This is a genomic window from Anaerolineae bacterium (assembly GCA_013178015.1).
Lineage (GTDB): Bacteria > Chloroflexota > Anaerolineae > DRVO01 > DRVO01 > Ch71.
In genome coordinates this window covers 1-12,560 of the sequence record JABLXR010000077.1, presented here as the reverse complement: position 1 = coordinate 12,560, position 12,560 = coordinate 1, and the positions used below count along the sequence as shown (strand labels likewise).

Below are 12,560 nucleotides of genomic sequence, written 5' to 3'. Positions count from 1 at the left end.
CATGTTGAGCGTGAGCGGCTACACCGGAGATGTGTTCGCCCACACCTGGCATGGTGAGTTCGTGACGGCGGAGCACGACCTGGCTGGCCCGCACGAGTGACGCCGCCGAGCCTGTCTCTTCCCCCCAGCCGGGCCTCCGGAGCCCCCATCCGGGGGCCCGGCCCCCTTGCCCGAAGCCCGCAACGATCGCAAAGGGGGGTGCCAGCGTACTCCCTGGGCGGGACGGACGAGCTACTGGTGGCATATGGGTGGTGAGCGATGCGTTGGCAGCTGAAGTTGGCCGGGGCGGATGATGAGCCCGAGCGAGAGCTCACTCGGGCGCTGGAGGCGGCGGGGCTGGTGGTGTACCGGTCCTTCAGCCTGTGCGAGGCCCTACAGGTGCTGCCCCAGCGTGGGTGCCCCTGCAAAGGGACGCCGGACTGCACCCGCCGCTACACTATCCTGCTGGTGTACCACCTGGCCTCGCCTCCCGCCTTGATGATTGTGCACCAGCACAAGCGAGCCCTGGAAGTGCAGGTACGCGGCCACCCCGCCGCGGCCCTGGAAATGGCCTTGGCGGATGCGCTATTCGACCTGGGTGCCCGCCCGGCCGCATCCGGGGGGCCGGGCGAGACGGACGCCGACGGGATGCTGAAATCGGCCCAGACCGGGTGACTGTGGTGCCTGGCACCGGCTCGGCGGATCGGATCTGGACACCGTGGTGGCCAAGGGCATAATGTGGGCTGTGAGCGGCAGAGAGCGATCACAGGGGAGGCGGTGGAAGCCGACAGGCACCTGGCGAACCACCGGAAGCTGATGCTGGTCTGCCTGGCGGTGCTGAGAGTGGGTCTGGCGGCGGCGTTGGCCCTGCGGGTGTCACCGCAGAGTGCCGCTGGCGCTACTGCTTCTGTGCCCTCTGATGCGCCTGGTCATGATGGGGCGCGGCGGCCAGCAGCATGGCCACGCCCCGAAGCGGCGGCCTCAGATGCCTCATGAGGGTGAAGCTGGCCGAGAGGACGGTGGCGTAGTGGTGGCCTCGGACCGCCCGCTCCTGCGGATCGCCGGGCTGTGGTTGGTGATCCGGGGCGCTGCGGACCTGCTCGGCGGCGGGGTGGCCCTCCGGCCGCTGAGGCGCCTCCTCGGGCTGGCCCAAGTCTGGTTGGGCCTGCGGGTGCTGCAGGTGGCGACCGTGAGCGTCACCGAGCTCTACCACGCCCTGGCCGGCCTCTACGACCGTATTGCCTTCACCTGGCGGGAGAAGCTCTATCCGGAGGCGCACGCGGCGCTCAACCAAGCCCTGGCCGAGAGACTGCCATCGGGCGGGCGGGTGCTGGACCTCGGGTGTGGCACGGGGGCGAATCTGGGGACGCTGCTGGCCCTCGGGCTGCCCTTCTCCCAGTACGTCGGAGTGGACGTCTCGCCGGACATGCTGGCCCAGGCGCGACGCAGGTTCGCCCGGGTGGACAATGCCCTGTGGGTACAGCTGGACCTGACGGCAGACTCCCTGCCCGAGGGGCCGTTCGACCTGATCGTCTCCACCTGGGTGTTCGAACATCTGCGCGACACCCGACCGGTGGTGGACAAGGCCTGGAGTGGACTGGCCCCGGGCGGCTGGATGCTGCTCCTCTTTGAGGTGCGCGAAGGCGACCTAAGGAGCGCTTTCTACGACGGCCTCTGGCGGGTGGCCAGCGCCCGACTGATCCCCTGGGGGGAGGTACGCAGGTACCCCGGCTCGCTTCAGGTGCAGACGTGGCCGGGGAGGTGGACGCCGGCGGCGGTGCTGATCGCGCTGCAGCGACCGGCGAGTGGTGAGACCTGACCTCTGTCTGACGTCTCTCGCTCGCGGGGAGCTCGAACGCCGGTCCAGTATGGGTTGTCATGCTTCACTCCGCAAACAGACGCTCCGTTCAGCATGACACATGAGGCCGCAGACGCCCCGTTCAGCATGACACAGGAGGCCGCAGACGCCCCGTTCAGCACGACCTGTGAGGACCAGACGCTCGGTTCAGCACGACACAGGAGGCCGCAGACGCCCCGTTCAGCATGACATGTGAGGAGCAGACGCTCCGTTCAGCATGACAAGGGGCCGCAGACGCTCCGTTCAGCATGACACAGGAGGAGCCTACGCCTCCTCCTGTCAGAGCGGCCCCCCTGCCGCTCCAAGCGGCCTTCTTGACTCCGAGCAGCCTTCCTGTCATTCCGAGCGAAGCGAGGAATCTCCACCCTGCGAAGTGGAGATGCTTCACTCCGCAAACAGATGCTCCGTTCAGCATGACACAAGAGGAGCCGACGCCCCGTTCAGCATGACATGTGAGGAGCAGACGCCCCGTTCAGCACGACACAGGAGGCCGCAGACGCCCCGTTCAGCCTGACAACGAGACGAGGACGCTTCGTTCGGCTTACGACCCATACTGGACCGGAGTTCTAGCTCGTCTCGAGCTCCTCCTTCGCCACCCAGTCCGATATCACCTGCAGGACCCTCTCCGGCTCCAGGGGGTCATTGGTCTTGAGCCGGACGCGGAAGTCGTGAGGACCGCCCATCCCCTCCGGCATGGTGAAGTCCAGGGACACCACTGCCGAGCCACCCGGTGCTATGGTCGTCGAACTGACGACAGCCTTGGGCGGTCAACATCCTTCGACGGTCTCGATCTCCGGTTCTCCATCGATCTTCAAGAGGCCGGAGCCGGTGTTGGTGAGGCGGAACTCGGCCCTGACTCGTTCGCCGTAGACGTGCCGGCCCAAGTCCACCGAGTCCCGGTCCACGGCCAGCCGAGGAGGCCCCGAGGGGTGGGTGGCCACCTGGGCGCACGCGGCTGCCAGCCCCAGCAGGGCCAGAAGCCCGGCGAGAAGTAGATACGGCCATCGGCGCGAACGGGCGGCGCCCACCGGCCGTGAGCGTCTGGTTGAGCCTTGTGACATCAGTTCTCCTCCACGGTCTGGTGTACCGGACGCCGCCCGCGGTCGACGGCAGTGGTCTCGCCCGTGAGGGCGGCGGCCAGGTCTGCAATGAGGTCGTCAGGGTGCTCCAGGCCCACCGACAGGCGCAGGAGCAAGGGGTCCACCTCGAGGGCGGTCCCGGCGGTGGTGGCGTGGCTCATCTGGGCCGGGTACTCGATCAGGCTGGCCACTCCGCCCAGTGACTCGGCCAGGGAGATGAGCCGCACCCGCCGCAGGGCCGCCACTGCCGCTTCCGCCCCACCGTGGACGCGGAAGGAGATCATGCCGCCAAACCCTCGCATCTGGCGGCGGGCCACCCGGTGCTGGGGATGGCTGGGCAGGCCGGGATAGATCACCTGGGCCACCGCCTCGTGGCCGGACAGGAATTGGGCCAGGCGCAGGGCGTTGTCCTCCTGCACCCGCATCCGGGCTGCTAGGGTCTTCATCCCTCGCAGGACCAGCCAGCAGTCCCAAGGGCCGGGCACGGCCCCGGTGGCGTTCTGGAGAAAGGCCAGCCGCTGGTGCAGGACGGGATCGTCGGTCACTACGGCGCCGCCGATGACGTCGTTGTGCCCGCCCAGGTACTTGGTGGTGGAGTGCACTACCAGGTCGGCACCCAGCGGCAGCGGGGTCTGCAAGTAGGGGCCGGCGAAGGTGTTATCCACAGCCACCAGCACTCTCGCCCCGCCTACACGGGGTGCCCGGACCGCCTCCACCACGGCGGGGATGTCGGTGATCCTCAACCAGGGGTTGCTAGGCGTCTCCAGCCACACAAGGCGGGTCTGGGGGCGGAGGTGGCGGGTGACGTTGGCGGCGTCGGTGAGGTCGGCGTAGGAGAACTCTAGACCGTAGGGGGCCCAGACGCTCTCGAAGAGCCGGTGAGTGCCCCCGTAGAGGTCGTCCCCGGCGAGCACATGGTCGCCGGGCTGGAGCAGCCGCACCACGGCATCGATGGCGGCCATGCCCGAGGCGAAGGCCAGGCCGAACCGCCCGCCCTCCAGCCGCGCCAGGGCACCCTCGAGGGCGGAGCGGGTGGGGTTGCCGGTGCGGGAGTATTCGTAGCCGCGGTGGACGCCCACGTCGTCCATCACGTAAGTAGCTGCCTGGTGCACCGGGGGCACGATGGCTCCCGTGGCTGGGTCTGGCCCATGGCCGTGCACGGCCAGGGTCTCGAAGCGATACTTACTCACGCTGTCCACTCCTCGAAGCTGCCGTGGATGCTCTTGCTCAGGTAACGTGGTGCCCCCAGGGTGGAACCGCGACAGCCGGACCAGGGGAGTCCCGCCGATGACCTGGGTGACGTCGCGGGCAACAGTCTCTACGGCTTGCACGATCGTACCTGCCTTTCCGATATTGGCTCTGTAAGTACCGATCTCAACCGGTTGCGCGCAGATGACGCAATGTCGGTGACGCTAGTACCGCGCCGACCAACGCTGATCGGAAGGACTCGGAGCGCGGTAGTCAGCGTACTATCGGCGTCATCGGGGCGCTGCCCAGGGCGATGGTGAGCATGACACTGCCCCCACCAGACGGGAGCGCGGGCGCAGACTGCCCATGGCGGTCGGGCCCAGGGTGGGCCCCGCACAGACCGGTCATCGAGACGCGACGCGGTCTGATGCCGCTCAGGGGTGCCGGGGGCGATCGGAGTCCGAGCCCCGACTGACCAGCCAGGGCACCGGTCCATCGGCGCCGAACCCCAAGACGCCACGGCACGTTCCGCTCTCTCCGATTGTCCCGTGCGGACCGGCAATCGGGTAGCGCCGTCCGCCTGGCCTTCTATCGGCTCAATGGCCTAAGGTGCACCAGGTCATTTGGCGCGGTGCGGCTGACTTGGGACCCGGCCGGACCCGGTGGGACGTCCATGACCCTGACCGGAGGCAGGCGCTCTCCGGAGATCGGGGGGATCCGCGTCCCACCGGTGTCCTACTGGGCTGGCTGCTACAGATCGTATATCTCGCGGGCGTTCTGGTGGAAGAGGCGCTCGACCAACCGGAGGGCCAGATCTAGACCGTACCACCCCCGCTCGACCCGGTCGGCCAGGACGTCCTCCACGATCTGCTTCACCAGCTTGAGCTTAGGGTAGCACCACTCGGCGTGGTAGGCGTCGGAGAAGAAGCCCACGATCTTGTTGGCCGGCACCATATCCAGCCGCGTCTCCAAGGACTTGCGGATGTAGTAGGGGTAGAAGGTGTGCCACCAGTAGCCGGCCACACTGACGTTGGGGAAGTGCTTGGCCAGGATGCCCAGATCCTGGGTGAACAGGTCGGAGGCGGTGGAGAGGTTCAGGTGCACGTCCTCGTGAGCCCCGGCGAGCCGGGCCAGCGCCCCAGCGAAGGTGGGGCTCCAGTGCGTGAGGGCACGGTGGGGCGGCAGCACTTCGGCGCCCACTATGAGCTGGAACGTCCGGATGGAGGTGCGGGCGAGCTCTTCGAAGGCGGTCTCCAGGCCGAAGGTGGCGAAGGCGCCCAGCTCGGCGGCGGTGAGGTGATCGCGCTCCCGGGCCTTGTCCAGGCTTCTGGTGGCCTCGGCCGGAGCGGCGCTCTCGGTGGCCAGGTAGGGGAGGGGCCAGGCACCCACGAACTTGGACCCGCGCTGCACGGCGCGGCCGATCAGAGTGGCCAGTAGCTCGCGATAGTCCTCGGCGTTGCGGACCTCGCGCCCGAGAAGCTCGTCGAGGGATTCCACTACCTGGCGCGGGGAGCGTTTGCCGTCGCGGAGGTTGACCGGCAGGCCCTCGGTGCCTAGGGCCACGGCAGCGGAGTAAGGGGCGCCCCCGTGCTCGACGGTGATGCTGGTCTCGATGCGGCAGCGCGTCCGCAGCACCTGTTCCTGCCAGGCGGGGTCGTGGCCGTGGACCTGTGCTAGGGCGGCGGCCTGCTCCAGGTTGTCCTCGCTCAGAGCCGGGATGCCGTACAGATCGCGGAGGAGCCAGCGCAGGAGCAGGCCCGAAGTGGTGCTCTCCACCCGAGGCAAGTAAGGCAGGGAGAGGCGCACGCGTTCCAGCGGTGGCATCTCCGGGTCCGCCAGCTCGTGGGGCAGTCCGGCCCGACTGACCTCTTGCTGAGGCATCCCGGAGGAGACCAGTTCGATCCATACGTGATGATAGAGCACGATGTCGGCCAGGTTGTCCGCCGCGGGTTTGTGGGGTCGCAGGTGGCAGTGAGGATCTATGACGCTCACTTGGTCCAGCGTCTGACGGAGAGCTTCGCGCACGTAGCTCATGGATACCTCCCGGTTGTCGGTGCCCCTCCCATCATAGACGGAAGCGGTCAGGCTTCAACGCCGTGCTGCCGTGAGGGGACAGCGTATCCTCTGCCGCTGGGGCGCGAGTCGGCCCTTCTGAGGCATTGTGCTCGGCAGGGGGCGAAGCCCCGGCGCGCCCTCTGGGCGTCCGGACATCGCCGACCGATTGTATAATGATAGTTGTAGTGGGGCGATCATCCGCGCTGGGCGGCCAGAAAGTGGAGGCGGAGGTGATGCAGTGAGCCACTCGTCTGACACCACAGGTGCGGAGGATGGACTCAGTGAAGACGAGCGAGCAGCGGCCGGGGTGAAGCGCTCGGCAGTGCTCTATCGCATTGTCGCCGTGGTCCTGGCCCTGGTGGTCCTGGCGCTGGCCACGCGCATTGGGCCTCTGGGTCGAGGGAGACAGCCTGCGACAGCGGGTATGGATGGGTTTGCCCGGGAGCGTGCCGCGATGGTGAAGAAGCAGATGCAGGACCGCGACATCAGCGACCCGACGGTTCTGGCCGCCATGGAATCGGTGCCGCGCCACGAGTTCGTCCCGGTCGAGAGCCGAGACCAGGCCTACGCCGACTGGCCGCTGCCCATCGGGTACGGGCAGACCATCTCTCAGCCGTACATCGTGGCGCTGATGACCCAGCTGGCGCAGGTCGAGCCAGGCGACAAGGTGCTGGAGGTGGGCACGGGCAGCGGGTATCAGGCGGCCGTGCTCGCCGAGATCACGGATAGCGTCTACTCGGTAGAGATCATCCCGGAGCTGGCGGCCGCGGCCCGGGAGCGCCTCGACAGTCTGGGCTACGCGAAGGTGGTGACGGCGGTACGCGACGGTTACTATGGCTGGGAGGAGCACGCTCCCTACGATGCCATCATCGTCACCGCAGCGCCGGACCACGTGCCGCCCAGCCTGGTGGAGCAACTGGCGGAGGGAGGGCGGCTAGTCATCCCCGTAGGGCCGCCCGGCTTCTTTCAGACGCTGTGGCTGATAGAGAAGACGCCCGAGGGCATCAAACGCTCCAGCCTGGGGTCAGTGGCCTTCGTTCCCCTCACCGGACAGCACTAGTGAGTGGGGAGTGGTGAGTGGGGAGTAGGGAGTGGATAGTGGCTGCCAGCCGGCATCCCTCACTCCCCACTCACCACTCCCCACTTACCGTTAGGAGAGCCACGCCGGCATAGGCGGCGATGGCCACGGCCAGAGTGAGCTCGAAGCCCCCCAGCACCGAGGTCGCGGTGGCGAGTACGCTCGCCAGGACCGAGGCCGTCCCGTTGACTGCCACCGCCCAGGCGCGCTGGCCCGGTTCCCTGAGGGACAGCCGCATCAGGGTGGGGAACGCCCCTCCGAGCCCGAACCCGATGCCAGCTCCCAGGGCGAAGACGGCCATCGCCCGGAGCCAGCCCGGCGCCGTGAGCAGCGAGGGCAGCAGCCAGCGAGGGCACAGTAACGCCGCTACTGCCCAGAGGGCCGGCTGGACTGCCCACAGCCGGCTCCGGTACCGGTCGCTAAGGGCGCTGGCGAAGCCTGAGCCCAGCAGCATAGCGCTGAGCACGAGCGCCATCGTGGAGGGCACGTCGCGCACGACAAGCAGCACCTGCTGCATGAGAGGGAGCTCGACGGCCATGTAGCCCAGCCCCAGAGCCAGGAAACCGGCGCTGACGGCCGCCGGTGGCCGAGCCCGGGCGCGCACCAGGGCCGGTGCCAGAAGCGCTGCCGACAGGGGCGCCAGCACTAACAGGGTGAGCGGAAGGATGAGGAACCCTAGCCCGCCCATGGGCAAGGCCACCCGGCCTACCTGGCTGAGGGTGCGCCCCGTCTGCGACCACTTGAAGTAGTCGTGGGGGAAGGGACGCGAGTCCGTGGCCGGCTCCAGGGCGAAGGGGTAGGCGGCGATCCAGTCGGTGTCCGGGCCCAGGGCCTGGGCAAAGGTGCGGTAGTAGAGGTCTTCGGGCAGGAGGTTGTGTCGGTTGGCCTCCTCCGCACGCAGGCCGGGCAGCCAGACTAGGTCCAGGCCGAGCGCGTCAGCTTCGCGGCGGAACCAGGCCAGTTCCGCGGCGCTCCAGGGGGTGGGGCTGGCTATCATGACCGCCGTCTGCATGGAGCGAGCCGCCATCAGGTGGGAGCTGACATCGATAACGCCGTGCCGGCGCAGGGCAGCGATGAGGGTAAGCCAGAGGCGCAGCTCTTCGCTAGGGGGCTGCTGCAACCAGCTCTCGGCGACAAGATAGCCCCCAGGGTTTAGAGAGGCGAGCCCGTCGAACAGAGCGTCGGCGGTCAAGCCGTAGTCCTCGGCCAGACTGGCGGCACCCCAGCCTACGGGGCGGTAGCCCCCGCGCAGGGGCAAGTAGATCAGATCCCACTTCGGTCCCTGCCGGAGAGCGCTGCGAGGATTCCCGCCCACGATGGCGATGTGCCCGGACGACACCGCTCCGCTGCCCCAGCCGCCGTTCTCCAGGGCAGCGCGCACGCCATCATTGGGCACCATCGCGGTGACTTCGCCCGGCAGCGCCGCCAGTGCCAGCCAGAGGGGGACGTCTCCGGTGGGCTCCAGCACCAGGGCCCGCGGCGCCGGGCGCAGACGCAGCGCCGGCCAGGCGGGGAGGCACTGTACAAACCGGACTTCATCGGGCGAGGAGGCTTCCAGGATGGGGCTGGGGCTGTCCCCGTCCACGAACACGTGTCGCTGAAGGGGCACGGTGTGCGGGCACTCGAGGTCGGCGCCCCCGGCCATGCGCAGGTTGGGGCCGGCCACGACGTCAATGCGCCCGTAACGCGACCAGTAGGAGGCGACGAGTTGGGCTCCTTGTGCGTGCAGCGACTGCCAGAGCGGCTTGTAGGGCGAGAGGCGAGGCGGCAGCAGCCCTTCCCACGGCGCCAGGGCCGCCCCCAGCAACACCAGCACCAGCAGCGGCCTGGCCTCGGGCCGTGCCAGACCGAGGACGGCGGCGAAGGCTACCGATGCCGCCAGGGCCATGCACCGTACTGGCCCCAGGTGTGGGAGCAGGAGGGCTGCCAGCAGCGCCCCGGCGGCCGAGCCCACCAGGTTGCCGGCATAGACGGAGCCCGCCTCCGCCCGCTGCTCGAAGCAGAGGGCCAGGCTAACCCCCGCCAGCACGAAAGGAACGGCCAGCACCGCCACGTACACCACGAACAAGGCGATCTGGCGCCGGGACCAGGCCAGGGCGTAGGTGTCCACCGGGAGCACAGCCACGGCGGCTAGGACCATGAGCATGGCCAGGCCGGCGCCCCCACACCAGGCGGAGGGCCGCCGCCAGGTGGGCTGGCGCAGGAACCCGAGACCGGCCGCCACTGCTGCCCCGCCCGCCGCGTTGCCCAGCAGGGCGAGAGAGACGGCCAGGAAGGCGAAGTGATAGCCCTGAGAGAGGGAGAAGACTCGGGTGAGGGCGATCTCGAATAGGAGCGTGCCTACCCCCACCAGCAGGGCGGTGATCGTGGCTTCGGCACGCATGGTGCCAGCAGCGCCGCTGAGGAGCTGCGGCCTCGCTTCTGGGCCTGGAACTGACATCCCTACCTGGCCTCTCCCCTTGCCCCAGGGTGACGGCATCTGGCACGCGCCAGGATAGCACAGCGGTCAGGGTCTCGTAAGGGAGCAGGTGCTTCACGCAAAGAGGCCAAGCCGCAAGGAAAAGAAGGGAGGTATAGTGGTCGCTCTGCCTCTGGCGTGTGGCGCCTTTGCGTGAAGGTCGGCATGCCAACCGGGAGAGGTTGTGTTATACAGGACGCGAGTGGACCCACTCGTGCTGGTCCGCAGATGCGAAAGTAGAGGGGGTTACTGGACATGGCCGTGAAGATCACCATCATCGGTGCCGGCAGCGTCACCTTTGCCCGGCGGTTGGTCCGGGACGTGCTGTCGGTGCCCGAGCTTGCCGACTCCACCATCGCCCTCATGGACATCAACCGGCAGTATCTCGATCTGGTGGCGCAACTGGTGGAGAGGGACGTCCGGGCCAACAACCTGCCCGCTACCGTGGTCGCCACCACCGACCGGCGGCAGGCCCTGGAGGGGGCCGACTACGTGGTCAACACTACTCGCATCGGCGGGCTCGATGCCTTCCAGCTCGACATAGACATCCCGCTCAAGTACGGGGTGGACCAGTGTGTGGGGGATACTCTGTGCGCCGGCGGGATCATGTACGGCCAGCGCAACATCCCCCAGGTGCTCGACTTCTGCCGGGACATCCGCGAGGTGGCCCAGCCGGAGGCCCTGTTCCTCAACTACGCCAACCCCAATGCCATGAACGTGTGGGCGGCCAGTCAGTATGGGCGTGTATACACGGTGGGCCTGTGCCACGGCGTGCAAGGGGGCCACCAGCAGATCGCCGAGGTGATCGAGCTCCTGATCAACGAGGGCAAGGACCCGGATAGCTCGGCCTACCAGAGGGTCACCACCAAGGATGTAGACATAATCTGTGCCGGCATCAACCACCAGACCTGGTACATTCAGGTACGTTACCGGGGCGAGGACTGGACCGGGAGGCTGCTGGAGGGCTTCGAGAAGCACCCGAAGTTCAGCCGGACGGAGAAGGTACGTATAGACGTGCTCCGGCGGTTCGGCTACTACTCGACCGAGTCCAACGGGCACCTGAGCGAGTACCTCCCTTGGTACCGCAAGCGGCCCGAGGACATCCGCAAGTGGGTGGACCTGTCCTCCTGGATTCACGGAGAGACGGGTGGCTACCTGCGCGTCTGCCGGGAGGGGCGCAACTGGTTCGTGGAGGAGGCGCCCAAGATGCTCCGGGAGGAGCCGCCCGTCTACTCCTACGACACTCGTTCGCACGAACATGGCAGCTGGATCATCGAGGCGCTGGAGACCGGGCGGGTCTACCGGGGCCACTTCAACGTGGTGAACCACGGCATCATCAGCAACCTGCCTCCCGACGCCGTCGTCGAGGTGCCCGGCTACGTGGACCGCAACGGGATCTCGACGCCGCGGGTGGGCGATCTCCCCGCCGGTCCCGCGGCCATATGCAACGCCTCGGTGAGCGTGCAGCGGCTGGCAGTGGAGGCGGCGGTGCGGGGGGATGTGTTCCTGCTCAAGCAGGCTTTCATGATGGACCCACTGGTCGGGGCGGTGTGCGATCCCCCTGAGATCAGCCAGATGGTGGACGAGATGCTGGTGGCCCAGGCCCAGTGGCTCCCCCAGTACCAGGCGGAGATTCCCAAGGCCAGGGAGCGTCTGGCACGCGAGGCCCCGTTGGGGACCAAGACGTGGCGGGGCGGGGCGCGGCTGGGGGAGTGATCCGTGACGCGGGGCTCGTGACTCGTGAGGGGGCAGACTCCCCATCTCACCGGTCACGAGCCCCGCGTCACCTTCCGCTAGGGCTTAGGCGTCTGGAAGAAGGGGAGGCCGGCCCAGGCGCGGAAGAGATTGGCGTACATGCCCAGGAAGTGCTCGACAGTCGGCACTTCCTGGTCCACCTCGGAGGAGCAGTAGCCCTCGTAGCCGTCGGCCTGGAGCAGGTCAAAGAGCTCTGGGTAGGGGAAGGGGCCCACGAAGGCGTGCATGTGCACGTGTCGGATCCACTCTCGCACCCGGCTGTAGGTGGCCTCGACCGAGCCCGCGACCAGGTCGCGTGGGTCGCAGTTGTAGACCAGGCCCACGTTGGGATGGTCGGCGATCTCCACGGCAGTGCGGGAAAAGCCCCAGTAGTTGAACTGCCCGTGCATCTCCAGCAGCACGTCCACATCGTAGGGTTCGGCGAACTCACCCAGCTCCGCCAGGCTCTCGCCCACGTACTGCACCACGTCGTCCCGATCGGCACCTTGGGGGATGTCGTTGCCGAAGACGCGGATGCGCTCACAGCTCAGGTCTGACGCCAGCTCGATGTAGCGCTTGGTACGGTCGATCATCTTCTGCCGCTCGGCCGGATCGGGGTTCTCGAAGCGGCTGCTGGTGCCGATGCAGGCTACCTCCAGATAGGCGTCCTGCAGGCGGTTCAGAATCTCCCGCCTCTCGCCGGCGGTGCGCTCCAGTTCCACGCCGTGGGCGTGGTTGGCTTCCGCCCGGAACTCTATGCCGGCGAAGCCATAGGCTCTTGCGGCGTTGATGATGCGGTCGAGGTCCCAGGTCTTGGCCAGATTGTAGGTGAGCAGGGCGAGTTTCATGTTTGCCTCCAAGGGTGATCAGTGGAAGGTCTATGGCATTATGCGCCGGGCAGCGGCCCCCGTCTAGCCCGGCCGCGAGGGGCTCAGGAACGAACACGCAGGCGCAGGGTCGGGGGGAACCCTGCCCTCCCCCCGGCATCAGGGCGACACAGGGATCATCTGTGCCAACTAATTGGGCGTTGGCACGGCAGTTGAAGTCCCATGCGGCATCAGCAGGACAGATGAGGTGATGCATGGGACAGGCCAGAGAGACGATGGCGCGGTCTAGCGAGCAAGAAGGTGT

General features: G+C 67.8%; 10 protein-coding genes. 4 read left to right on the top strand and 6 right to left on the bottom strand.

Going from position 1 to position 12,560, the window contains the following annotated elements:
* Window positions 1-258: 258 nt before the first annotated feature.
* Both HPY83_18805 and HPY83_18800 read left to right on the top strand, forming a co-directional pair.
* Window positions 259-654: a hypothetical protein gene (locus HPY83_18805; GenBank protein ID NPV10000.1), complete on the top strand. Its 396-nt coding sequence runs from the start codon at window positions 259-261 to the stop codon at window positions 652-654.
* Between the two features lie 211 nt (window positions 655-865).
* Window positions 866-1,798 (top strand): class I SAM-dependent methyltransferase, encoded by a 933-nt coding sequence (locus HPY83_18800; protein ID NPV09999.1) that lies wholly within the window; start codon window positions 866-868, stop codon window positions 1,796-1,798.
* A 605-nt stretch (window positions 1,799-2,403) separates the two neighbouring features.
* Here HPY83_18800 and HPY83_18795 read toward each other — a convergent pair.
* From HPY83_18795 to HPY83_18780, 4 genes are all read right to left on the bottom strand, one after another.
* Complete coding sequence (locus tag HPY83_18795; GenBank protein NPV09998.1) at window positions 2,404-2,553, bottom strand: hypothetical protein; 150 nt, start codon at window positions 2,551-2,553, stop codon at window positions 2,404-2,406.
* A 51-nt stretch (window positions 2,554-2,604) separates the two neighbouring features.
* On the bottom strand, window positions 2,605-2,898 hold the full coding sequence (locus tag HPY83_18790) for a hypothetical protein (protein NPV09997.1): 294 nt from the start codon (window positions 2,896-2,898) through the stop codon (window positions 2,605-2,607).
* Window positions 2,898-4,115, bottom strand: a complete 1,218-nt coding sequence (locus HPY83_18785; GenBank protein ID NPV09996.1) for a cystathionine gamma-synthase — start codon at window positions 4,113-4,115, stop codon at window positions 2,898-2,900. Before HPY83_18785 ends, HPY83_18790 begins: the two co-directional genes overlap by 1 nt.
* Before the next feature lie 739 nt (window positions 4,116-4,854).
* Window positions 4,855-6,138 (bottom strand): hypothetical protein, encoded by a 1,284-nt coding sequence (locus HPY83_18780; protein ID NPV09995.1) that lies wholly within the window; start codon window positions 6,136-6,138, stop codon window positions 4,855-4,857.
* 445 nt (window positions 6,139-6,583) lie between these two features.
* On the opposite strand from HPY83_18780, the gene HPY83_18775 reads away from it, so the two are divergent.
* Window positions 6,584-7,219: a protein-L-isoaspartate(D-aspartate) O-methyltransferase gene (locus HPY83_18775; GenBank protein ID NPV09994.1), complete on the top strand. Its 636-nt coding sequence runs from the start codon at window positions 6,584-6,586 to the stop codon at window positions 7,217-7,219.
* Between the two features lie 70 nt (window positions 7,220-7,289).
* Here HPY83_18775 and HPY83_18770 read toward each other — a convergent pair whose 3' ends face one another.
* A complete protein-coding gene (locus HPY83_18770) occupies window positions 7,290-9,677 on the bottom strand; it encodes a hypothetical protein (protein ID NPV09993.1) in 2,388 nt (795 codons plus the stop codon).
* Window positions 9,678-9,950: 273 nt separating this feature from the next.
* On the opposite strand from HPY83_18770, the gene HPY83_18765 reads away from it, so the two are divergent.
* Window positions 9,951-11,411 (top strand): alpha-glucosidase/alpha-galactosidase, encoded by a 1,461-nt coding sequence (locus HPY83_18765; protein ID NPV09992.1) that lies wholly within the window; start codon window positions 9,951-9,953, stop codon window positions 11,409-11,411.
* A 77-nt stretch (window positions 11,412-11,488) separates the two neighbouring features.
* Here HPY83_18765 and HPY83_18760 read toward each other — a convergent pair whose 3' ends face one another.
* A complete protein-coding gene (locus tag HPY83_18760) occupies window positions 11,489-12,277 on the bottom strand; it encodes a sugar phosphate isomerase/epimerase (GenBank protein NPV09991.1) in 789 nt (262 codons plus the stop codon).
* Window positions 12,278-12,560 lie beyond the last annotated feature (283 nt).

What these genes read in the sequence shown, in the direction of transcription:
- HPY83_18775 (NPV09994.1), top strand. Translation starts at nt 6,584, where the DNA reads ATGGATGGGTTTGCCCGGGAGCGTGCCGCGATGGTGAAGAAGCAGATG.
- HPY83_18765 (NPV09992.1), top strand. Translation starts at nt 9,951, where the DNA reads ATGGCCGTGAAGATCACCATCATCGGTGCCGGCAGCGTCACCTTTGCC.
- HPY83_18760 (NPV09991.1), bottom strand. Translation starts at nt 12,277, where the DNA reads ATGAAACTCGCCCTGCTCACCTACAATCTGGCCAAGACCTGGGACCTC.
- HPY83_18790 (NPV09997.1), bottom strand. Translation starts at nt 2,898, where the DNA reads ATGTCACAAGGCTCAACCAGACGCTCACGGCCGGTGGGCGCCGCCCGT.
- HPY83_18770 (NPV09993.1), bottom strand. Translation starts at nt 9,677, where the DNA reads ATGTCAGTTCCAGGCCCAGAAGCGAGGCCGCAGCTCCTCAGCGGCGCT.
- HPY83_18780 (NPV09995.1), bottom strand. Translation starts at nt 6,138, where the DNA reads ATGAGCTACGTGCGCGAAGCTCTCCGTCAGACGCTGGACCAAGTGAGC.
- HPY83_18805 (NPV10000.1), top strand. Translation starts at nt 259, where the DNA reads ATGCGTTGGCAGCTGAAGTTGGCCGGGGCGGATGATGAGCCCGAGCGA.